This is a genomic window from Flavobacterium ustbae, assembly GCF_003946915.1.
In the GTDB taxonomy this organism is placed as follows: domain Bacteria; phylum Bacteroidota; class Bacteroidia; order Flavobacteriales; family Flavobacteriaceae; genus Flavobacterium; species Flavobacterium ustbae.
This window is the reverse complement of the sequence record NZ_RPOC01000003.1, coordinates 347,641-372,031: the sequence shown is the minus strand read 5'-3', so window position 1 is coordinate 372,031 and position 24,391 is coordinate 347,641. Positions and strand designations below refer to the sequence as shown.

Here is a 24,391-nt window from a genome sequence, read left to right as displayed (position 1 = left end):
GGTTTAAAGTTTCAGTTGCTCCGTAGTGTTGTCATTTCTCCTTTACAGAAATGACAAACTAAATTGCTGGCTATATGTTTTTATTTATACAGCGCTTAACATCATCCACCATAAAATCTATATTCTTTTCTCTATTTTCTTTATTCTTGACTCAAAAAAAGCTAATCAATTGGCAACAAAACGACCTCTTGACCTTTTTCATAATTTTCAACATTCTCAGGAACAATCAATAAACTGTTTGCCACAGCAAATGTATTCAGCATTGCAGAACTTTGACCATCTAAAACTGTTACGCTTGTTTCATCATATTTTGCTTTCAAAAACAAGGTCTTTCCTGTGTTGTTTCTAATCTCCGAATTTAACTTTCGAACTACTTTTGGTCTATGAATTGCTGTAAAACCCATTCTATATTTAACCGCTGGCACTACATAAATATAAAAATTTGTCAAAGATGAAGCAGGATTTCCTGGAAGCGCAAATACCAAAGTTTCATTTTTAGAACCAAAAAACATCGGTTTCCCTGGCTTTTGATTTATCTTATAGAAAAGCTCTTTTACATCATTTTGCAATAAAGCTTCTTTTACAAAATCATAATCTCCAACTGAGATTCCGCCCGAAATCAAAACAATATCATTCTTTTTTAAAATTGCTGCTAAGGCTTTTTTAGTCGCTTTTAAATTATCTTTTACTCTGTATAGTTTCGTTTTTTCAATTCCGATTGTTTGAAGCGCTGCCTCCAACATAATAGAATTACTTTCGTAAATTTTTCCTTTTTTAAGTTTTTCTCCTGGTGCAACTAATTCGTTTCCTGTAACCAAAATAGCCACTTTTGGTTTTTTAAAAACCTCAACTTCTGTAATTCCTAAACATGCCAAAAATCCAATTGCTGCAGGAGTTATCAAAGTATTGGCTTCAAAAACAACATGATCTTTTTCAATCTGTTCGCCTTTCGAACGAACATTTGCCTGCTTCTCGGGCATTGTAGCAATTAGAATAGACTCTTTGCTTGCCATAACATGTTCTTGCATGACCACAGTATCTGCATCGTCAGGAACATACGCGCCAGTAAAAATTCGAATTGCTTCTGTTGCTTTTAATTTTATATTCGAATGATCTCCTGCTTGCGAAGTTCCAACTATATCATATTGATGTCGAATGCTGTGTTTAAAAGCATATCCATCCATCGCTGATTGACGAAATGGCGGCATATTTATTGGCGAAATTACTTTATTTGCTAATATGTATCCTAACGCTTTACTAACAGCGATCTGTTTTGTTGACATTTTTGTGCTATTTGCCTCAATAATAGCGATGGCTTCTTCAACTTTAATCATTATGCTATTTATTAAAAGCAAAAAATACTTATACAAATATAAGTATTTTTACTTATTTACTTTCTATTTGCTTCTAATTTTATTTTAGAATTATAAATTTAATATATTTATTTTCAAATCTTTTAGAAAAAAACAAAATAGCTATTTTAATTTAAGAATTCGCTTTATTTCCTTCTAAAATTTCCTTTGGGAAGATAATATAACCACGAGAAACCAATAAAAAATAAAATCGCAGAAGCTATAAAAGCAGGAATTAAAATTTCTTTATTATTATCTAATGCATTATTCAAAGAAGCATACAAAAGCCAAATCTGAATGCTGACATTAAGAATTAAAATAAAAATCAAAGTCGAAAGTATATTATTCAGCTTATTTGGGTTTGCGCTATTCTGGCTTTTTCTAAACGTACTCATAATTCAAGTTTTAAATTAACTGTCTTTTTTTTCGATTAATGCTTTTACAAAAACGGCATTTTCTTTAAAAAATACTTCTAATTGAGGCAAGGCACGAGGTGGTGGTCCAGCAAGTACATCTCCAGTCATTGCATCAAAAGATCCTTCATGACAAGGACAATGTATAATTCCTGTTCCAGGTTTGTAGAATACGGAGCAGGAAAGATGCGTACATTTTTGTTCATAAGCTCTAAAATCTCCGCTTTCTAAATGAATCAGAATATACGGAATCGTACTTCCTTCTAAAACAAAACCTCTTGTTCCTCCAACAGGAATATCTTCTTTATTGCAGATAAAATGTTCTCCTTCTACTTCTTCTTTAGGCAATAAAAAGGCTTTGGCAGTAACAAATCCGCTTCCAACCATTAATCCTCCCGAAACAAAAGTTAAGAATTTAGCAAAATCGCGTCGGCTGACCTGAGTTGATTCTTGTTTTTTTATTGGAAAATCTTTTTTCCAGTTCTGATTTAAATTATCTTCTTTAGACATGACTCGTCATTTAATAAATTCTTAATTCTGTACTGCCTTTTGGCATCATGATATTGACCTTCGTTTTCACTTTTTCTTTACCAAAAATGAAATTATTGATTGGTGTACTGTTCGGTCTCATTTCTTCTATTTGTTCTCTTGTTCCGTAGAATAAAGCACCACTCGGACAAACTGTTGCACACATTGGTTTTTTTCCAACGCTTGTTCTATCATAACACATAGTACATTTCATCATCAAATCGTATTCTTCGACTTTTTTCGGAACTCCGAATGGGCATGCCATCACGCAGTTGGAACAGCCAATGCATCTTTCTGTGCTTGCTGTATGTACAACTCCAAATTCATCCTGAGAAATGGCATCTGCTGGACAAACATTCGCACAAACTGGGTCTTCGCAATGCATACAAACCTGTACCGTTGTTTGAATGGTCGATGCACGATCTACATAATTTACACTTATCAAGGTCTGCTGACCATTTGTTTCACATTCAGCACAAGCCATTTCACAGGCTTTACAGCCAATACAGCGTTGCATATCTACAAAAAACTCTTCGCTTGTATTAAAATTGGTTAAATTCATTAAGTTCTTTTTTATAGATTATACACTTGCGTAAGCTTCAGATTCGTTGGCTGATGGCGCAATTGTTCCTTGCGGATCCAATTGACAGGCACAAACTTTGAATTCAGGAATTTTAGAAATTGGATCTAAAGTTCCCGGCGTCAATTGATTGGCTGATTTATGTCCAGGCCAGTGATACGGAATAAAAACGGTATCTTTTCTAATCGTTTCTACAATATTGGCAGGAAAAATTCCTTCTCCTCTTCTTGTTGACACACGTACTAATTCTCGCTGTTTAATCCCATATTTCATTGCCATTTCTGGGTGAATCTCCACCATTGGCTCAGGAAACTGATCTACCAGTTTTCCGATTCTTCTAGTCTGCGTACCACTTAAATATTGCGAGACAACGCGTCCTGTTGTTAAAGTTATCGGATATTCAACATCTGTAACTTCGCCTGGCAGTTTATATGGCGCAGGATTAAAATGCGCTTTCCCATCTGGTGTTTTAAATTTTCTATCTTCCCACAATCTTGGTGTACCAGGATGGTCTTCTGTTGGACATGGCCAGAAAATGCCCATGTTATCTTCTACTTTTTTATAGCTAATCCCAAAGTAATCTGCTGTTCCTCCTTTTGAGGCAACACGCAATTCATTAAAAATTTCTTCACTGTTCTGATAGGTAAATTTGTCTTTTTCTCCCAATCTTTCAGCAATTTCCAATAAAATAGAAGTGTCTGTTCTTGCTTCTCCCGGTGGTGTTACAGCTTGCCTAATTCTAATAACGCGACCTTCTGCAGAAGTTGTAGTTCCTTCTTCTTCTTCCTGTAAAGATCCAGCTAATACTATATCAGCATGGCGAGCAGTTTCATTCAAAAAGAAATCGATACAGACGTAAAACTCCAATTTTTCAAGAGCAGAACGAACATAATTATTGTTTGGAAGTGAAACCAGCGGATTAAAACAAAGTGAAATCAATCCTTTGATTTCGCCTCGATGAATCGCCTCAATTATTTCATAAGCAGTTAATCCTGTATGTGGTAAATCTTCTTCTTTGATTCCCCAAACATCAGCAATATATTGTCGGTGCGCTGGATTTTCAATGTCTCTGTTTCCTGGCAATTGATCGCATTTATGACCGTGCTCTCTACCCCCTTGTCCGTTTCCTTGTCCGGTAATCGTTCCGTAACCGCAATAAGGTTTTCCAATTCTGCCAGTTGCTAAAACCAGATTGATACAGCCCACCACATTATCAACACCTTTTGAGTGATGTTCAATTCCTCGGGCGTGAAGCAAGAAACTTGTTTTTGCTTTTCCCCACAATTCGGCAGCTGCTTTAATTTTTTCTTTAGAAATTCCCGTAATTTCTTCTGCCCATTCTAAAGTATAGTCTTTTACAGCATCAATTGTTTCCTGAAATCCCGAAGTATGATTATCAATAAAATCATGATCCAGCATATCGTGATCTACCAAATATTTAAGCATCGCTCCATATAAAGCCGAATCTGTTCCTGGTCTTACATCGAGATGAATATCGGCTGTTCTTGCCAATGGAATAACACGCGGATCGACCACAATGAGTTTTGCTCCCCGATCTCTAGCTTTCCAGATCCAATGCGTTAAAGTTGGAAATGTTTCGCTGATATTTGCTCCTGTCACAATAATTACTTCAGCATATTCTAAATCTGAATAATTATTTGATGCACGGTCTAAACCAAAAGCTTTTTTATTTCCTGCACCGGCACTTACCATACAAAGTCTTCCGTTGTAATCTAAATTTCTGGTTTTTAAAGCGACTCTAGCAAATTTTCCAACCAAATAGCTTTTCTCATTCGTAAGCGAAACTCCCGATAGCATAGAAAAAGCATGTTTCCCGTATTTTTCTTGAATTCTTTTGATTTCAGAAACGGTTTTATCCATGGCATCATCCCAAGAAACTTTTTCGAAACCTTTGCCTTCTACTCTTTGTATCGGATGTAAAAGTCGATCGGGATGATTATTTTGCAGATAACGCTGCACCCCTTTTGGGCATAAACGCCCTTCGTTAAAAGGAAATTCCATCCAGGGTTCAAAACCTACGACTTTGTTTTCTTTAACTAATAATTTTATCCCACATTGCATGCCGCAAAAACAGCAATGCGTTTTTACAACCTCATCTGGTTCGTCTTTTCCAACATAACCATCAACGGGAGCATAGTTTTTATGTGGTCCAAAAATATCTATAATTTTTTCTATTTCTACTGGTAGTTTTGCCATGTCTAATTTTAGTTTGTTTTGTTTTAAGTTTCAAGTTTCAAGTTTTGTGTGGAACTTGAAACCTGAAACCTGAAACTATTTTTTCCTATCCAAATAAATTTCCACCTCCTACTCTAGCTTTTAGGTGTGCTTGAGCTAGTCGGGATCTTTTTCCTTCGGGACTTAAATCAAGATGAGAAGTTCCGTCTTCGTGGGTAAAATCGAAACCTAATTGTTTGGTTACTATTTTTAAATCGTCGATATGAAGTTTTGTTGCAAATTGTTCTCCTGTATGAGGACAAACAGCCATACCTTTTTTAATTCCTTCCTGCTTATAAATATGCGCACCTATTTGTGCTGGACGCTGAATAATGTGAAAGAATTTCCCAAACGGAATCCAGATCAAAAACATGATTACTGTCACAGCATGAATTACAGCCAGAAAGTCATACGCAAAGCCTTTCATAAATTGATAAGAATACGTTAAACACAAACCTGTAACAGAAATTGCAATTAATAAAATCAGTGGCAAAAGATCACCTTCAAATGTCTGCGTCGCTATTAATCCCGGATTGGTTAATCTTCTTCTTAAATAATAAACTGAACCAATTATAACCAACCATGAAGACCAATTTAGAGCATGAAAAATCAAAAATGCCATAAAGGAATTGATTTGAAAATCCATCATTTTAAATCCGAAAAAATGAGCTTCGTAGATCGAAATGGAATTGGGCGCCAATGTAAAGTGAATCCATCCAAAAGTTAATGGAATTGTTATAGCAAAGGCCGATAAACATCCTATTGCAATACAAAAATGTGCTATCCAGCGGTATTTACTTCTCGGATAAATAAATTTCTGAAGCACTATATTCTGAACAGATTCCTTTCCTAAAAACCATAAATGAGCGAATATTTTTCCGGTAAAAAGGAATTTGAGACTTCTTTTGAAATACATCCAAGTCGGAGGACGCTGCAGCCAAACTGTATAGCGATAAACAATTCCGAAGAATGCAAATATGGTTCCGAATAGATAAGTTACTAACGCCGCATCAAAATTTTGCAGCTGTCTTGATCCTAAAAAAACAAATACAATTGTAAGCGCAGATACAAGAGTCGCTACTAATAAAGCTTTGGTATTAAAGGTTTTATTTTTCATCCTTAATTGAAAATTTTAATGATTGCTTTTTTAACTTGGTTTTTCACAATTTTTGCGATTATAAAACCACCAATTAATACCTGTCGCTAAGATGGCAAAAATGGCAAGACCAATAAAAAACTGGTTTACAGTACCATTAGCAGAAATATTATTTCCTATTAACTTAGAAAAGATAAAAGGTCCAAAAGCGGCAATTGCTGCTGTCCAGCCAATTACTCCTGCTGCCTGACGAGGATTTTCTTTAAAAATGATTGGATATTGTCTAAAAGTCCCTGCATTTCCAACTCCAGTGAAAAAGAACATAGACAGAATTACGGCTACAAAAAGTGGAAATTGATCTAAACTTGTTGGCGCAACCAAACCTTGAGTTATTAAAATTACTGCTCCAGCTAAAATTCCTAAACCAGTTACAGTTGTCAAAATCGCACCACCAACCTTGTCTGCTACGAATCCAAACGCAATTCGGCTGGCAGAACCAATTAATGGTCCGTAAAATGCATAAACTAATGGGTCTGGTGCATTTGGAAAATCTCCATATAAAAATTTAATCATTAAGGGAAAAGCAGCAGATAACCCTGCAAAAGTTCCAAATGTCATGACATAAGTTACGGTACAATACCAAGTATGCTTATTTGAAAAAATATCCAACTGTTCTTTTACAGAAGCTTTCATCGGTATACTTTTTAAATAAAACCAGCTAACCAATGCCATGATAATTAAAAATGGTGCATACCAAAATGCAGCCGACTGTAGATATATTGGTTTGTTTTTTACAGCTGTGTTTTCGCTTTGTATAGTATTTAAAATTCTCTCCGCTAATTTCGGATTTGCATTAGCAATGGCTTTTGCTTTTGCTTTAACCGGTAGTGAAGTAAATACGATCACATTATCTTTTGAGTTTACTGCTGTTTGTACAGAATCAATAACAGTTTTCTTTACATTCAAAAGTATTTTATTCTGCACTTCAGTATCTAGAGCTGCAAAAACTTCTTTTTGTTTTTCGACTGGAGTATTTTGAAAAACTGCTACAGTCTCTTTTGGATCAATGCTGGTGAAAACCGTTGATGCACCAAAAATTCCGACACTAATAATCAAAGGAGTAACAAATTGTGCTAGTGAAACTCCAAAATTTCCAATTCCTGCTTGAATTCCTAAAGCTGTCCCTTTCAATCTTTGTGGAAAAAACAAGCTTGTACTTGGCATATACGAAGAGAAATCTCCTCCGCCAAAACCTGTTGTAAAAGCCAAAACTGCAAAAACCCAAAAAGGAGTATTTACATTCATAATTGCAAATCCAATTCCGATTACAGGAATTAATTTTATCGCCGTCGCAAAAGATATAATGTGGCGTGTTCCAAAAATCGGTAATAAAAATGTATGAATGATTCTTAAAAAACCAGCTGCTAATCCCGGAATTGCGGTTAGCCAAAAAAGCTGATCTTTTGAAAAATTAAATCCTAAACCGGGCAATTTTACAGCAATTACACTCATCATAAACCAAGAGGCAAATGACAATACGAGCGTAATCGTTGTTATTGTCAAAGTTCTCCATGCAATTTTACCTCCGTCAGCATTCCAATACGCGTCATCTTCAGGATTCCATTTGTCTAACCAAGTTTTCATTTATTTCAATTTTTAATTTATTGTTTATCTTCTATTTGTTTTGTAAAATTTGGCGATTTACTATGCATCGCCTTTATAATTGTTCTGTGCATCCAGATTAAACATGCTACAGAAACGAAGCAGATGAATATCCACGAACTGGTCCAAAGTCCTGTGTAATTAAGGAGGTATCCGAAAATTATCGGTCCCAAAAATCCTCCTAAACCTCCTATTAATCCGACCATTCCACCGACAACTCCAACTTCGTTTGGAAAATATTCTGGAATATGTTTGTACACTGCGGCTTTTCCAATTCCCCACGAAATTCCAATCAGTATTACCAAAATCACGTATACCCACAAATTGGCGCTGAAATTAATCTGCGTTATTCCGTGTGCCAATAATTCTTTCTTTTTAACTTCTTGATTTTGTTCCACAACAACTTCCTGCCATGATTTTTTTACCGGAAAAACAGCAGATTCATTACTTTTATCCAAATCTTTTTTACTGTTTATCTGGTGTGTTTTTCCGTTTACAATTATTTCATTAGCCGAAATTTCAGTTACTTTTCCATTGGTAAGTGACATAACTCCGGGACCAGCCGTAATAATTTCCATTTTTGGAAACATCAATAAAAAACTGATTATCACTGAAGATCCTAAAACCCAATACATCACTTTTCTTGCACCGAATTTATCTGAGAGGTAGCCACCGAAAGCTCTAATGACACCAGAAGGCAAACTGAACATTGTCGCAAACATTCCGCCCATTACCAATGTTGTATTATAAACATTCATGAAGTTTGGAAGCAGCCATTGTGAGTAGGCCACAAAAAAACCAAAAACTAAAAAGTAGTAAGCTCCAAAACGCCAAACTCTCGTTTTCTTTAATGGAGAAAGCAACTCGGCCATGGTTTTTGAAACGCCTTTATTGGTTTTATTTTTCGCAAAAACGATAAAAAGTATTCCTATTAATACTAAAGAACCTGCATAAATAATTGGAAGTGTTTTCCAACCGTTTACGGGGTCATTTGCAGATAAATTATTTAATAATGTAGGCGCAATAAAAGTTGTTATTGCTGCACCAGCATTTCCCATTCCGAAAATTCCTAGTGCGCGTCCCTGCCACTCTTTCGGATACCAAACAGATGTATAGCCAATTCCAACAGCGAAACTAGTACCTACTAATCCGAAGAAAAAACTCAGAACAGCAAAACTCCAAAAAGAATTTGCAAAAGGAAGTAAAAAAAGTGGGACTGAACATGCAATTAATAAAGTAGAAAATACAATTTTACCACCGTATTTGTCGGTTAAAATTCCTATTGGGAGTCTAAAAACAGAGCCTGAAAGAATAGGAATTCCAAGAAGCCAGCCCATTTCTACAACAGAAAAATTGAATATTCCTTTGTCTGAAAGATAAGTAATTAACACCCCATTTAATGTCCAGCAAGCAAAACATACGGTAAAGGCAAGTGTATTTAGAAATAAGATTTTGTGAGATGACGATAGATTCCCCATAAAAAAAGCTATTAATTCTACAATAGTTATTGAAGTGTTGCTCAATCACCATCACAAAATTATAATCATACATTCTTACAAAAAATGACAAATATCATGTTAAAAAGATAATTTAGTCCTTATTAAAAAAGTATTATTAAAACCCTGAAAAACAAATTAATAATCAAAAATTATTCTTATCTACCCAAACATAAAAATTTTATCCAATAAATTTTTCTTCCTGATAAATATCATAAAAAAGTAAGATTATACATTATATTTTTGGACATACAATCAAAACAAATCATTTTATGAAAAAGATTCTAAAATATTTACTACCTCCCCGAAAATGGATTCCGTTTACAATTATAGCGGCGGGAATTGGAACTGGATTGTTTGTCTATTTATTATATGTATCAAATGCTGTCTCTTATCTTTCTGATGACCCAAAAACTTGTGTAAACTGTCATGTTATGACTTCATTTTATGCTACTTGGCAACACAGTTCTCATGCAAGGGTTGCCAATTGTAATGACTGTCATGTTCCTCATAACAATCCATTTAACAAATACTTTTTTAAAGCTAAAGACGGCATTTATCACGCCACTGTCTTTACTTGGCGAACAGAGCCTCAAGTAATTCAAATTAAGGAAGCAGGAACAGATGTAGTGCAAAAAAACTGCCAGCGCTGTCATGGAGATTTAAATGCAAATATCAGTACTACAGGAGTAACTCTAGAAAGCAAAAAACATGGAGAAGGAAAACTTTGCTGGGATTGTCATAGAGAAGTCCCTCACGGTCGTGTAAATAGTCTTTCATCGGTTCCAAATGCTAGAGTTCCGTTACTAAACTCTCCACTTCCAGAATGGCTCATTAAGCAAACTGATAGTGTAAAAAAATCTAAAAAAGAAAATATCAAAATCAAAAAATAATTAAAAATTAATAATTATGACACCACTTAAAGAGATTATAAGAAAAAAACCGTGGCTTGGATGGGTAATGTTTGGTGTAACAATGCTTGCAGTTTTTATGCTTGGCCTATTAGTAAATAGCGTGATGGAACGCAGAACAGAAGCTTTATTTGTAAACAAAGTTTTAGCTCCTGTGGGAGAATTTGAATCTAAAAACGAGGTTTGGGGCGCCAATTATCCTCGCGAATTTCAAACCTATTATCAAACTGCCGATACTAGTTTTACAAGTCTATACGGCGGTGGTACAATGCGAGATATGCTTCATGAAGATCCAAGGATGGTGGTTTTATGGGCTGGCTATGCATTTGCAAAAGATTATAATCAAGGACGAGGGCATTTTTATGCCATTGAGGATATCTACAACACACTGCGAACTGGCGCTCCAAAAGGCCCGCAAGATGGTCCACAACCTTCTAGTTGCTGGGTATGTAAATCTCCAGATGTACCGAGAATGATGGACAAACTAGGAATTGATGAATTTTACAAACAAACATGGGCTGCTTTAGGACCAGAAATTGTCAATCCGATTGGCTGTGCGGACTGCCATGATTCTAAAACAATGAATCTGAAAATAACACGCCCTGCACTTATTGAAGCATTTAAGGAGCAAGGAAAAGATATTACAAAAGCTAGCCATAACGAAATGCGCTCGTTGGTTTGTGCACAATGCCACGTAGAGTACTACTTTGATAAGAAATCTGTTGAAGGTGCAGCGAGAGTTAAATTTCCTTGGAAAAATGGTATGACTGTTGAAAATATGGAAAAATATTATGATGATATTGAATTTACCGATTTTACACATGCGCTTAGTAAGGCACCAATCTTAAAAGCACAGCATCCTGATTATGAAATTCATCAGATGGGAATTCATGGGCAAAGGAACGTTTCCTGTGCAGATTGCCATATGCCGTATAAAAGTGAAGGCGGTCAAAAATTTACAGATCATAAAATTCAATCACCACTTAATAATGTAGCAAATTCTTGTCAGGTTTGTCATCGCGAAGAAGAAAAAACCCTTGTAGCAAATGTTAACGAACGCCAGAAAAAGATTCATGACATTAGAATTGAATTGGAAGATCAATTGGTAAAAGCTCATTTGGAAGCAAAACTCGCTTGGGATAAAGGCGCGAGCGAAGCCCAAATGAAAGATATTCTGAAACTTATTCGTCAGTCACAATGGCGTTGGGACTTTACTGCTGCTTCGCATGGCGGATCATTCCATGCTCCATTAGAAACAGCTAGAATTATAACTAATGGCCTTAATAAAGCCGCCGAAGCTAGAATTGGCTTGAGCAAAGTACTGGTATCTTTAGGGCAAACAGCTCCTATAAAGTATCCTGACGTTTCTACCAAAGAGAAAGCGCAAAAATACATTGGTCTAGACATGGCTACAGAAAGAGCGAATAAAGCTGTATTCAAAAAAACAGTTTTACCAAAATGGCTTGAAGAAGCAAAGAAAAAATAAATATAGAATTGCTTAGCAAAAAATAGAGGGTTTGTAAACTTTTACAAACCCTCTATCTAAACAAAAAAAAATATGCACATTATTGATCTCAAAAATCGCTACGTTAAAACTAGAAAACTATGGCAGTATCCCTGGGATTATAAGGAGTCTTTTATAATAGCTGCTGGACTGCTACTCGTAGGTTACTTGTTGCAAATTACTACTAGAACTCATATTAAACCTGTTAGTAGTCCTGTAAATTATATACTGGCACTTGTTTTTTTAATAATGATAGTTTCTTTACATCTAACTAGCAGAAACCATCAGTTGGTCAAGTGGCTGCGATCTGTCCCAGCGTCAATAAGTGCGATTACTTTAATTTTAATTCAAGCCGTTATAATGGGAACATTTCCACAGCAAAATTTTGTTGATGGAGTTAAACCCGATTTATTTGGCTTTTCATTTGTATTATCAAGTTGGCCATTTATAATTGCACAATTGTATTTTTTGCTGACTCTTGGTCTTGCCACTCTCAACAGGATGATGCCTTGGCAATGGAAAAATTGGGGATTTGTTCTAAATCACCTCGGACTTTTTATTGCCATAACAGCAGGAATATTAGGAAGTGGCGATTTGCAACGCTATACTATGGATTTGTATGAAAATCAATTGGTTTGGGGTGCAAAAAATGAACAAGGGAATAGTATTCCAATGGACATTGCTTTTGAACTCAAGAAATTTGAAATGGAGACTTTTGCGCCGAAACTTGCTTTTGCCGATATCAAAAACAACAGTATCGAAACCAAAGGAATAAACGCTCTGCGCATGATCGTAAAAGGTGATGCTTATGATTATGAAAACTACAAAATCAAAATTTTAGATTACATTGAGAACAGCAAATTTACTGGCAACAGCTATTTTCCAGTTAATGAAGAAGGTGCTACACCATCAGCTTTGATTGAGGTCAAATCTGTGAAACTCGATACTATTGCTTGGATTAGTTGTGGCAGTTTTGCTACTTCATATTCCTATCTGCAATTAAATGATAAAGAAGCGATAGTTATGTTACAGTCTGAAGCAAAAAAATATAGTTCTTATGTTGACGTTTTTGTAAAAGATGGCAAAAATGAAAAAGCTATTATTGAAGTAAACAAACCCTACAAAGCAAATGGCTGGAAAATATATCAATTAAGCTATGACGAAAAGTTTGGCAAATGGTCTAAACGCAGTGTTATCGAATTAGTTCGAGACCCTTGGCTTCCTATTGTTTACTGTGGCATTTTTATGATGATTATTGGGGCGCTTTATCTCGTATTTAAAGGCAAGAGAACTGTCGTGTAGTCTTTATTAAGACAAAATCAATATTTAAATTTTACAACAAAACTTTAAATGAATTACTGGATTTATTTTTCTAATTATGCTTTGATAGCAACTATTTTCTGGTTGATATGCATGGCTTTTCAGCTATTAGCAAGCACTCGTACTAAATCATTTTTAATACCTCTATTTGCTTTTTTTGGAGCAATAACTTTAATTGCATTCACTTATAATCTTTGGCATCATTTAGGTCGTCCTCCAATGCGTACGCTAGGAGAAACAAGGCTTTGGTATGCTGTATTTTTACCTATTATTGGAATTATAACTTACACTCGATGGCATTATAAATGGTTGCTTAATTATAGCCTCATAATGGCTAGTGTTTTTTTATTCTTGAACTATCTCCATCCTGACACCTATAATAAAGCATTAATGCCTGCTTTACAAAGCGTATGGTTTATTCCTCATGTGTTGGTCTATATTTTTTCTTATGCTTTGCTTGCAGCTTCATCTATCGTGGCTTGCTATGGCTTATACAAATATTATAACGGCACTTTTAAAGCTGAAATTCTACAGCTGGCCAATAATCTAGTTTACGTTGGTTTTGGTTTTCTTTCTTTAGGTCTACTATTTGGTGCTTTATGGGCAAAAGAAGCTTGGGGACATTATTGGACGTGGGATCCAAAAGAAACGTGGGCAATGCTTACATGGTTAGGTTATTTAATTTATATACATCTGCGCTATCGCTCTCCTGGAAAAATAAAACCCATATTAATTACTTTAGCGCTAGCATTTGTTATACTTCTCCTCTGCTGGTTTGGGGTTAATTATATGCCATCTGCTGCACAAAGTGTACACACGTACACTAATACATAAATCTTAAGGTAATTTAATTCACATAATACTTATTCTTACTTGAAAGGAGCAGTATTTTTACTGCTCCTTTTTATTTACACTTACTTCTGTCTGTTAAATCTGTTTTTTGTAAAGGCTTGAGTTGCCTTTTTTTGATCTTAAAAAAACAAAGTAAAAGACTTTTTTACTCTGCAAACGCTGATAATTTAGAGCTTAGTACAGACAAAATACATGTATAAATACTACAATTTTAATCCTTTGGCTTGTTTTTAACGTTTATTTCAAAAACAAGATTTTTTAAATCATCTCAATAAAATAAAGGGATAACAAGATCAAACCTGCTCCAGAATACTTGTAGGCTTATTTTTTCAAAAAATAATTGAATAAATTTTTGGTTTTTATTATATAAAATTTAACTTTGTCTATAGGATTAGTAGAGTTTAAAATAATATTTCAAACCAAAAAAATTATTATTGTGAAAACAGCAGAAAGCATATCGCGTTACATTCTTCCTAAAGTAAACACTTATAGCACTATTTGTTATATGTGTTTCTGTTGTTAAAAATTCCTTATCTCAATTTGTCTTTAAAAATTGCATCTACGCAAAAAATCTAAAGACACCATCCAAAAATTTACTTAGATTAAAACAAAAGGCTTTCTGACGCATTTAATTGTGTTGGTCAGGTTCTTGAAACTATATCTATTTTTCAGCAAATTAAATAACTAAAAACTAAAAAAAACTAAAATGAGAACGATGCAAACCTGTTGCTTTAAATAAAAAAAGCCATTTCTGCGGCAACAGAAATGGCAAGGCTTAAAGAACATTTATCACTAAATCAAGAACACTTTGAGAGTGCTGTATAAACAGTGCTCAGGGCGTCTTGTTAATTACTTAAAACCAATACAAAGAAATGAAAAAAAAGTTAAACATACACATACTGCTGTTTCTACTCTTCATAACGGCAGGAATACAAGCCCAGAATACCACTCCACTTATTCAATCAAAACTGGACGGAACTGTTGCAGATGACATTACAAATCAACCCATTATAGGCGCTTCTGTTACCATTAAAGGAACTACTCACGGCGTTGTGACAGATGCCGAAGGAAAATTTTATTTTCAGACAGGACAGAAATTTCCTTATACTTTAATTATAAGTTACATCGGATATAAAAAACTGGAAATAATTGTTGAGAAAAATCCAGTAATTATTCACCTTAAAGAGGAACGTCAAGAACTAGAAGAATTGGTCGTTGTAGGTTACGGAACTCAAAAAAGAAAAGATATTACAGGTTCTGTGGCTTCGGTGCCAAAAGCCAATTTATCGCAAGTAACTTCTTCGGCAGACAATCTTTTAAGAGGCGCTGTTGCCGGAGTGGTAGTTACACAAAGTTCAGGACGTCCAGGTGCTTCTTCAAGTGTTAGAATTCGCGGAGGAAATTCCATCACTGCCGGAAATGAACCGCTTTATGTTGTAGATGGCATTTTGATTTATAATGACAACAGCAATAGTTCGGCGGGAGTAGCTTTTGCCGGCGCAAGTGTAAACGTATTATCTACAATAAATCCAGCGGATATTGAATCTATAGAAGTGCTGAAAGACGCTTCTGCTACGGCAATTTATGGTTCTCGAGGCGCCAATGGGGTTGTCATTATTACGACTAAAAAAGGAACTAAAGGACAAGATAATATTTCGTACCAAGGCTATTTCGGATTCCAAAATATTTCAAAAAAATTGAGATTAATGAATGCCAGTGAATGGGCAAGTTTAAGAAACGATGTTCAAGCAAGTATTGGACAAGCGCCTTCTTTTTCTGCTGCTCAAATCGAAGCTTTAAAAACTTCAGGAAATTACGATTGGCAATCTGCGGCATTTATAACTGCGGCTCCAGTTCAAAATCATAATTTGTCTTTTTCTGGTGGAGACGAAAAATCCAGATACGCAGTTTCTGCAGGATATTTTGACCAAGACGGAATTGTTTTAGGATCTGATTTTAAGCGTATCTCGCTTCGAGTAAACTATGAAAGAAACTATTCTCAGAAATTCAAATTTGGAGTAAACGCGAATTATACCAACTCTATTTCAAATGGTGTGGGTACAAATGGAGGTGCGGGAGCCGGAAGAAATCCGAATCCTCTTGTTAGCGTGCTTTTGACCGCACCAGTTGTTCCAATCAAAAATGAAGACGGGAGCTATAATGTCACCAACAATCCGTATGCTACTTCTGTAAACGGTTATGTGCCGAACCCGATTAACGATTTGGATAATACGACAAACGAAACCAAATTAAATAGAATTCTAACCAGTTTATTTGGCGAATATAAATTCAATAAAGAATTAACGGCAAAAGTTGCGGTAAGCGGTGATGTTCTGAATACGAAGCAAAATTACTACGCTCCGTCTAATACTACTACAGGTGCAGGTACAAAAGGATTAGCATCTATTGGAGAAAGATTGGTGAGTTCTGTTTTGAATGAAAACACACTTAATTACAATACCCATTTTGGCGAAAACCATAAATTCTCTGCTTTAGGAGGTTATACGCTTCAATACACAAAAGGCGAAGTTTCAAATGCTGGAGCCCAAACTTTTGTAAATGATGCTAATACTTACAATGCTATTCAGGATGGTGTTCCTGTAAAACCTTACAGTGATGCTTACGAAAGTGTTTTGAAATCTTGGCTTACGAGAGTAAACTATTCTTATAAAGGAAAGTATAATTTCACTTTATCTGGTCGTGCCGACGGTTCTTCTCGATTTGGATCTGAATCCCTTTGGGGTTACTTCCCTTCTGCCGGATTCTCATGGAATATTACAGACGAAGAATTTGCCAACAACATTAAAGGCGTTACCGAAGCCAAACTGAGACTTACTGCGGGAACAACAGGAAATCAAGAAATTGGCAACTATCTTCCACTAGCTTCAATGGGCTCTGTAAACTATTCTTTCGGAGGGACTTTATACACAGGTCTGGCTCCTACCCGATTGGCAAATCCAGATTTGAAATGGGAAAAAACAAATCAATATAATGTTGGATTGGATTTATCATTGCTTGATCGAAAAATCAATTTTGTTTTTGATGTGTATTACAAAAAGACAAAAGATTTATTAATCAATGTTCCGGTTCCGTTGAGTTCAGGTTACGCTACAGTTCTTCAAAATATTGGTGGAGTTGAAAATAAAGGTCTCGAAATTGGTTTAACAACAGAAAACGTTAAAACAAAAAACTTTGCTTGGAATTCGAATATCGTATTTTCTCTTAATCGAAATAAAGTTATCGAGATTGGAAATGGCGTTAATGAGTTTTTTCCAGTCGTGCCAAATGGTTCTTTATTACAACAACAGCCTGTTATTGTAAAAGTCGGTTTACCTTTGGGATCTTTCTGGGGATACAAAACAAACGGAATTTTCCAAACTCAGGAAGAAGTGAATACGCAGCCAAAAATCAACAGTTTGGCCAATACCAAAGTTGGAGACAGAAAATATGTTGACACCAATGGCGACGGCGTAATTACTGCGCTGGACAAAGGAAATTTAGGAACCTCTCAGCCCAAATTTGTTGGAAGTTTCAGCAACACGGTTTCATACAATGATTTTGATTTGAATTTCTCTTTTCAAGGAACTTACGGAGGAAAAATCTTTAATGCTTTAAATCAGCAGTTAGAAATCTCAACTTTAGGAACCAATGCTGCAGCAACTTTAAATGACCGTTGGACACCTACAAATCCGAGTAACGAAATTCCAAGAGCTTCTAGTTCACCACTTGGAATTGTTTCTGAACGCTATGTTGAAGATGCTTCTTTCTTACGATTGAAATTGATCACTTTGGGATATACTTTACCTAAAAGCGTTTCTAAAAAACTGGGAACAAAAAGCGTAAAAATCTACGTCTCCGCAGAAAACTTAATTACGTGGACTAAATATACTGGCTACGATCCAGAGGTAAGCTCGTACGAACAAAACAACTTATATCCAGGAATTGATTTTGGTTCTTATCCGAATTCTAAAACTTTTATTTCTGGCCTTAACGTAACATTCTAAGCAAAATACAATGAAAAAGATAATCCTAACAATTATACTAAGCGCAGGAAGTTTAACATCGTGCGCAGATCTTGAGGTAACGCCGACCTCTTTTGTAACCGAAGACAATTATTTTATCACTCAAGACGATGCTGTGGCGAGCGTTACGGCTGTCTATGCTTCTTTAAGTCTTGATCCAGGCGAACAGAGTCTGTTTGGAAGAAACCTTTATTTCTTAACCGATATGGCTTCAGATTACGCAGCGGCGGGAGTTTCTGCCACCAATCCGCAAGTGCGAGCGTTGAGCAGTTTGAATCATGATGCGACTTCAGACCGTGTACAAGTCGCTTGGAGACAAATTTATGCGGGAATTAATAGAGCGAATGTTTCTATTGATAATATCCCGAAAGTTTCTGGTTCTGAAGTGGTTAAAACTAGATTAATCAATGAAGCGAAATTTATAAGAGGTTTGCTTTACTTTCAGGCAGTTCGTCTTTGGGGTGGTGTTCCGATTGTTTTGCATGAAGCAAGTTCTATCAATTTAGGTGATTTAAAAACTAATCGTTCTACTGCAGATGAAGTTTATGCTCAAATCATTAAAGATTTAACAGATGCCGAAGCTTTACCCAAAACGTATTCAGCGACAGATGCTGGACGCGCTACTTCTGGTGCTGCAAAAGCAATCTTAGCAAAAGTTTATCTAACGAGAAAAGATTGGCCGAATGCGATTGCAAAATCAAGAGAAGTGATTAACGGAGGTTATGGATATGCTTTGTTTGAAGAATTTCAGGACATTTTTACTAAAACAAAAAAGAACGGAAAAGAGCATATTTTCTCTGTTCAGTTTGAGCCAAATCAAGCTGGAAACGGTTCTAGCGGAAGTACTTTTCAGGCTACTTCTTTCACCGGATTCACAGCAACAGAACCGGCAGATATTATCTCTGATGTTGCTTTATTCTATGATATCTACGCAACTGGAGACAAAAGACGGGATGTTAGTTATGCCAAACAATTGCTTAATCCTGCAACAGGAACGCTTTATACCTTTCCAAAACCCATCTTCAAAAAATATCTGGATTTAACCAATCTAGCAACTCCTGGAAACGTAGCGATCAACTTTCCGGTTATCCGTTATGCCGACATTCTTCTGTCTTTAGCGGAAGCGATAAATGAACAAAGCGGACCAACAGCTGAAGCTTACGAATTAATCAATCAGGTAAGAAGAAGAGCTTTCGGAAAAGCGATTACAACTCCAGATGCAACTGTAGATTTAGCAGGATTAGGCCAAACTTCTTTTAGAACCGCGATTCAGGAAGAGCGCAAAAAAGAATTTGTGCAAGAAGGACAAAGATGGTTTGACTTAGTGCGATGGGGAACTTTGGTTACGGAAGTGAAAAAAGTAACGGCCAAAAACTCTGTTTCAGAAAGAAATAATCTTTATCCGATTCCGCAGAGTGAGAGAAATATTAATCCGGATGGATTACCGCAAAATCCTGGGTATTAATAATATTTAAACATAAGCTTTTGTCATTTCGAGGTACGAGAAATCGCACTAGGTTGTCAACAAAAATTGGCGATTATTATTACGGAATTTCTAGTGCGATTTCTCCTTCGTCGAAATGACAAATTGATACGAAAACATTATTATGAAAATGAGTGTCCTAGCCCCGATAGAAGTGGAAATCCTTTTTTTTTTTTTCTTCAAAAATAAAAAAGATTGTAACGGATAGCGGGATTAGCTCCTAAAAAAAATAAGAACCATTATTTAAAACCCTATAACTAAAAAACTATAAAAAATGAAAAAATTTAAAAATAGCATTTTAATCAAAAGTTCTAAAAAAGGGCTTTTGGCTACTGCTTTCCTAGTGGCACAATTGGGATTTGCACAGGAAAAAGAAGAATTTAAAGGTGTAATTGGTAAAACTTTAGCCGATTCTAAAGAATATTGGCCAGATCCTGTAAAGGCTCCAAAAGGCGCGCCGAACGTGGTTTGGATTTTATTGGATGATGTTGGTTTTGGAGCCACAACTGCTTTTGGAGGATTAATCGAGACGCCAACTTTTGATAATCTGGCTAATAACGGACTTCGTTATACCAACTTTCATACTACAGCAATTTGCGCTCCTACCCGCGCAGCTTTGCTGACTGGAAGAAATTCAGGAAGAGTTCACGTAAGCGGATTTTCACATACTATACTTTCAGCAGGTTTCCCAGGTTGGGACGGAAGAATTCCTTCAGATAAAGGAACTATTGCAGAAATTTTACGTGACAACGGCTACAACACTTTTGCTGTTGGAAAATACGGCGTTACGCCCGATGAAGAAGCTTCAGATGCAGGTCCGTTTGACAGATGGCCGACAGGAAAAGGTTTCGATCATTTCTACGGATTCTTAGGTTCGCAAACTGACCAGTATAATCCTGATTTGGTTGAAGATCAAGTTCATATTAAACCAGACGGACGCCATTTAAATGAATTAATTACAGATAAAGCGATCAGTTATATTCAGAAACAGCAAAAAGCAGCGCCAGGAAAACCATTTTTCTTGTATTACGCGCCAGGAGCGGTTCATGCACCTCATCAGGTGGCTGAAAAATGGGTTGAACCTTATAAAGGTAAATTTGATGAAGGCTGGGATGTTTACCGTGAAAAAGTATTGGCCAACCAAAAGAAACTTGGTGTAATTCCTCAAAATGCTGTGCTTCCAGATCGTAACGCTTTAATTACAGAATGGAAAAAATTAACTCCAGACCAAAAGAAAGTATATGCAAGATTCATGGAAGTTTACGCTGGATTCTTAACGTATACAGATTATGAAATTGGAAGAGTTGTTGATTATTTAAAACAAAGCGGACAGCTTGATAATACTCTAATCTTTGTTGCTATTGGCGATAACGGAGCAAGTAAAGAAGGAACTTTGCAAGGAACTATCAATCAGAGTTTATTTTCTCAAGGGAAAACAGATGAAGAAAATTTTGAAAGCAATTTAAAAAACATTGGCGAAATCGGAACTGCAAAAGGTTTAAATACCAATTATCCGTTGGGCTGGGCTCAGGCAACCAATGCTCCTTTCAAAAACTGGAAACAAGATGCTCAGTCTGAAGGTGGAACGCGTAATCCGCTGATTGTTTTTTATCCAAACGGAATTAAAGACAAGGGCGGCATCAGAAACCAATACAGCCACGTAACCGATCTTTTGCCGACAACTTTGGATATTGCTGGAATTAAAGCTCCAGAATATATCAAAAATGTAAAACAAGATATTATTCAAGGATCTACTTTCAAGGCTTCATTAGACAATCCGAAAGCAGAATCTTTACATAAAGTACAGTACTACTACATCTTCGGAAATAGAGCAATTTACAAAGACGGTTGGAAAGCTTCGGCAGCACATTTACCAGATTCTTTTGCAGTGAAAAAATCTTTAGGAAGTAGTGAAAAACCTGCGCCAAGCAATTTTGATACTGATGTTTGGGAATTGTATAACCTAAACGAAGATTTTAACGAACGTAACAATCTGGCAAAAAAATATCCTGAAAAACTGGCTGAACTTCAAAAATTATTTGACGAACAGGCAAAAGAAAACAATGTTTATCCGTTGATTGACTGGCAGGATGTTTACAACAGAAGAATTCACAATACTGGAGCTGACAAAGGAAAAACAGTTTCTGATTTAATCAAACAGGCCACTAAACCTGGGGGAACAAATAATTAAAACACACAACCTGCAAGGTTTTCAAAACCTTGTAGGTTTAACTAAGTCTAAAAACTATACCTACAAGGTTTTGTCCCGAAGCTTCGGGATGCAGGAAATCTAAAAACAAAACAATTATGAAACGAGTAGATTATGAAATTATAGGAAAAAAGATTGTCGTTGGGATAATCTTGTTTTTAGTCCCGCTGGCGATTTTGGCTGGAGGATTAACCATTATTAATCAATTTTTAAAATAAGAAATCATGGCAGCAGTTCAAAATTCAAAATTGACTAGAGACTTGACCATTAGTCTCTTCATTTATTCGTTGCCTGTATTGGCAATTTACCTTTATTTCCAGCTGGGCGGCGCTTCAGTAAGTGAATCTCATTTGACAGTACCAGCCTTTTTACAATTTCTACAGCCTGCTTTTGCTAACATTAGATCGTGGGGATTAATCGTATTTATGATTGTACTTGGAATTATCGAATTTGCAGCAGGTTTGTACGATGATGAATGGACAGGAGAAGAACGCAAAATTGACATTGTTTCTTTTCTCGCTCCAAAATTGCTTTTACCTCCAATAATTGCTTTTTTTAGTTTAACCGCTTTGCCTTATTTAATACCGAATTTGGAAAATTCATTATCATGGGTTCCATTTTGGGGAGGATTTTTCCTAATCGCAATTGCCGATGATTTAACGCAGTATTGGTACCATCGTTTACATCATCAAGTGCCTTTTTTATGGCGTTTTCATAGAACACATCATTCTGCTCCATACATGGGAATGGCGATGGCTTCTAGACAAAACTTTATTTACACGGTTTTCTTTTCTCAAATTTATCTGACTGCAACACTAACGTATTTAGGTTTAGGATTGCCAGCTTTGTTTGTTTTGGTTATTAAAAGTTTCATCACATTAGGGGCGCATTCAAGTATTAAATGGGACAAACCATTTTACAAATACAAAGTTTTGCATCCGATTGCTTGGGTTTTAGAAAGATTAATTTCTACTCCTGCAACGCATCATGCTCATCACGCCGATACAAGCGGAGACGGAATAGGACATTTTAAAGGAAACTTCGGAAATATGTTTTTTATCTGGGATATGATTTTCGGGACTGCATTAATTACTCGTAAATATCCAGAATCTTACGGAATGAAGTCCTACAAACAAGAAGAATGGTACGCACAGTTTCTTTGGCCAATTTTTAAATCTAAAAAAGAAGGAAGTGCTTTGGCTGAAGGCGTATTAGCAGTTCCGCAAAAGCCAAAAGCGGTTATTGCCGAAGAAACTCCAGCACCAGTTTTAGAACAGGTTTAATATTTAGATATGAAAAATCAAATTTTAAAAACCAGTATAACAGCAATTGCCTTTTTATGGGCGATTGCTGCTTTTTCGCAAAATGAAATTCATAGTTCTATAACGTTAGATTCCTTTTATTCGAAAATAAAAAGCCAAAAGAATCCACAGATTGTTGATGCCAGAACTCCAGAAGAATTTGTTTTAAATCATATTGAAGGCGCTGTAAACTTCAATCTTCAATCTCAAAACTATGCAGAGCAAGTAGCTAAACTAGATAAATCTAAGCCCGTTTTTATTTATTCGATCGGAGCAGGAAGAAGTGTACAGTTAGAAAAAGAACTTCTAAAAAACGGATTCAGTGAAGCCTACAGTTTAGAAGGCGGAATCGCCAATTGGATTGGAAACGGAAAACCTTTTTATTCTAATTTAAAAAGCAAATTATCGCTGACCGAATTCAATAAAATCCTTGCCGAAAACAAAACGGTTTTAGTTGATATTGGCTCCAAATACTGCGGTCCTTGCAAAAAAGTGAAACCGATTCTGGAAACCATTAGAGCCGAATATGGAAACAATTTGAAAATAGTAGAAATTGAGTTAGAAGACAGTCCGCAGGTAATTGCCGATTTAAAAACGGTAAAAGTTTTTCCGACTTTAATTTTATATGAAAATGGGAAAATTGTTTTTAAGAAAGAAGGTATCAATGATTTGAAAAATGAGGTTGATGTTGCATTAGCTTCGAAATAATTTCTCTTTTCAACACGTAGAATCATATTTTAAATAGTTTTTTAAAAGAGACATTTCATTCCAAATAAAGCTCATAGAACTATGTGAAAAATCTAGATTTCTAAAGCATTCTATTATTACCTCAAAAACCTACGTTACTATGTGTTAAAAATTTAACCAACAAGACCAATATGGCAAACTATAAAAAAATAACCAAAATCGTTTTACCCATTTTAATAATACTGCTACTTCTGGCAACCTTTTTATTCTGGCCCATTAACACCGACAGATTAAATCTTTAGCCAAACTTATATTCGGCTAAAGCCTTTTTTATATTCAAATATTTTATCTCCAGCTAAAGCTAGAGACAATTCATAAAAAAGTCTCAATGATTTACAACGAAACCTGACAGGTTTTAAAAACCTGTCAGGTTTAAAACGAAATAAAAACGATCTGAACATTTAAATCTAAGTTGACAAATCTAAAACCAGTCGAGTTTATTTTATTAAAACACAATAAAAGCAAGTAAAAACTGTATAAACAATACTAGTTTTACTTGCTTTCTTATTTTCAAAAATAAAACACAAAACACTGATTACTAACAACTTAAATATCATAAGAATTACTTCCTCTTATATTCTCATATCATAACTTCAAAAAAATTAAATATTATTTTGGTTTTTATTACAATAAAATTAACTTTGTCTATAGGATTAGTAGAGTTTAAAAATTAAAAAACT

17 protein-coding genes are annotated in these 24,391 nt (G+C 35.5%); 9 read left to right on the top strand and 8 right to left on the bottom strand.

Features of this window, described 5'->3' with window-relative positions; all coding sequences use genetic code 11:
• Nucleotides 1-161: 161 nt before the first annotated feature.
• From EG814_RS07265 to EG814_RS07230, 8 genes are all read right to left on the bottom strand, one after another.
• Nucleotides 162-1,334: a molybdopterin molybdotransferase MoeA gene (locus EG814_RS07265; RefSeq protein WP_125720397.1), complete on the bottom strand. Its 1,173-nt coding sequence runs from the start codon at nucleotides 1,332-1,334 to the stop codon at nucleotides 162-164.
• A gap of 164 nt (nucleotides 1,335-1,498) precedes the next feature.
• A complete protein-coding gene (locus EG814_RS07260; RefSeq protein WP_125720395.1) occupies nucleotides 1,499-1,747 on the bottom strand; it encodes a DUF6755 family protein in 249 nt (82 codons plus the stop codon).
• Nucleotides 1,748-1,762: 15 nt separating this feature from the next.
• Complete coding sequence (locus tag EG814_RS07255; protein ID WP_125720393.1) at nucleotides 1,763-2,275, bottom strand: QcrA and Rieske domain-containing protein; 513 nt, start codon at nucleotides 2,273-2,275, stop codon at nucleotides 1,763-1,765.
• A 10-nt stretch (nucleotides 2,276-2,285) separates the two neighbouring features.
• Nucleotides 2,286-2,855: a 4Fe-4S dicluster domain-containing protein gene (locus EG814_RS07250; RefSeq protein WP_125720391.1), complete on the bottom strand. Its 570-nt coding sequence runs from the start codon at nucleotides 2,853-2,855 to the stop codon at nucleotides 2,286-2,288.
• Nucleotides 2,856-2,873: 18 nt separating this feature from the next.
• Nucleotides 2,874-5,090 (bottom strand): molybdopterin oxidoreductase family protein, encoded by a 2,217-nt coding sequence (locus tag EG814_RS07245; protein ID WP_125720389.1) that lies wholly within the window; start codon nucleotides 5,088-5,090, stop codon nucleotides 2,874-2,876.
• Nucleotides 5,091-5,175: 85 nt separating this feature from the next.
• Entirely contained in the window at nucleotides 5,176-6,225 is a 1,050-nt protein-coding gene (locus tag EG814_RS07240) for an MFS transporter (protein ID WP_125720387.1), read from the bottom strand.
• 30 nt (nucleotides 6,226-6,255) lie between these two features.
• Nucleotides 6,256-7,848 carry a magnesium transporter MgtE N-terminal domain-containing protein gene (locus tag EG814_RS07235; protein ID WP_125720385.1) on the bottom strand — a complete coding sequence of 531 codons (1,593 nt, stop codon included), beginning with the start codon at nucleotides 7,846-7,848 and terminating at the stop codon, nucleotides 6,256-6,258.
• A gap of 17 nt (nucleotides 7,849-7,865) precedes the next feature.
• The gene (locus EG814_RS07230) at nucleotides 7,866-9,344 is read right to left on the bottom strand and encodes an MFS transporter (protein WP_125720383.1); all 1,479 of its coding nucleotides are present in this window, start codon (nucleotides 9,342-9,344) and stop codon (nucleotides 7,866-7,868) included.
• Nucleotides 9,345-9,634: 290 nt separating this feature from the next.
• Between EG814_RS07230 and nrfH the strand changes: the two genes are divergently transcribed.
• From nrfH to EG814_RS07185, 9 genes are all read left to right on the top strand, one after another.
• Nucleotides 9,635-10,255, top strand: a complete 621-nt coding sequence (gene nrfH / locus EG814_RS07225; RefSeq protein ID WP_125720381.1) for a cytochrome c nitrite reductase small subunit — start codon at nucleotides 9,635-9,637, stop codon at nucleotides 10,253-10,255.
• A gap of 37 nt (nucleotides 10,256-10,292) precedes the next feature.
• A complete protein-coding gene (nrfA, locus tag EG814_RS07220; RefSeq protein WP_206430292.1) occupies nucleotides 10,293-11,759 on the top strand; it encodes an ammonia-forming cytochrome c nitrite reductase in 1,467 nt (488 codons plus the stop codon).
• Nucleotides 11,760-11,831: 72 nt separating this feature from the next.
• On the top strand, nucleotides 11,832-13,079 hold the full coding sequence (locus EG814_RS07215; RefSeq protein WP_125720377.1) for a cytochrome c biogenesis protein ResB: 1,248 nt from the start codon (nucleotides 11,832-11,834) through the stop codon (nucleotides 13,077-13,079).
• A 48-nt stretch (nucleotides 13,080-13,127) separates the two neighbouring features.
• Nucleotides 13,128-13,931: a cytochrome c biogenesis protein gene (locus EG814_RS07210; protein ID WP_125720375.1), complete on the top strand. Its 804-nt coding sequence runs from the start codon at nucleotides 13,128-13,130 to the stop codon at nucleotides 13,929-13,931.
• 890 nt (nucleotides 13,932-14,821) lie between these two features.
• A complete protein-coding gene (locus tag EG814_RS07205; RefSeq protein WP_125720373.1) occupies nucleotides 14,822-17,953 on the top strand; it encodes a SusC/RagA family TonB-linked outer membrane protein in 3,132 nt (1,043 codons plus the stop codon).
• A gap of 10 nt (nucleotides 17,954-17,963) precedes the next feature.
• Nucleotides 17,964-19,436, top strand: a complete 1,473-nt coding sequence (locus EG814_RS07200) for a RagB/SusD family nutrient uptake outer membrane protein (RefSeq protein WP_125720371.1) — start codon at nucleotides 17,964-17,966, stop codon at nucleotides 19,434-19,436.
• 292 nt (nucleotides 19,437-19,728) lie between these two features.
• Entirely contained in the window at nucleotides 19,729-21,645 is a 1,917-nt protein-coding gene (locus EG814_RS07195) for an arylsulfatase (RefSeq protein ID WP_125720369.1), read from the top strand.
• A 242-nt stretch (nucleotides 21,646-21,887) separates the two neighbouring features.
• Nucleotides 21,888-22,946, top strand: coding sequence for a sterol desaturase family protein (locus EG814_RS07190; RefSeq protein ID WP_125720367.1), 1,059 nt, complete (start codon nucleotides 21,888-21,890; stop codon nucleotides 22,944-22,946).
• A gap of 9 nt (nucleotides 22,947-22,955) precedes the next feature.
• Nucleotides 22,956-23,672, top strand: coding sequence for a thioredoxin domain-containing protein (locus tag EG814_RS07185; RefSeq protein WP_125720364.1), 717 nt, complete (start codon nucleotides 22,956-22,958; stop codon nucleotides 23,670-23,672).
• Nucleotides 23,673-24,391 lie beyond the last annotated feature (719 nt).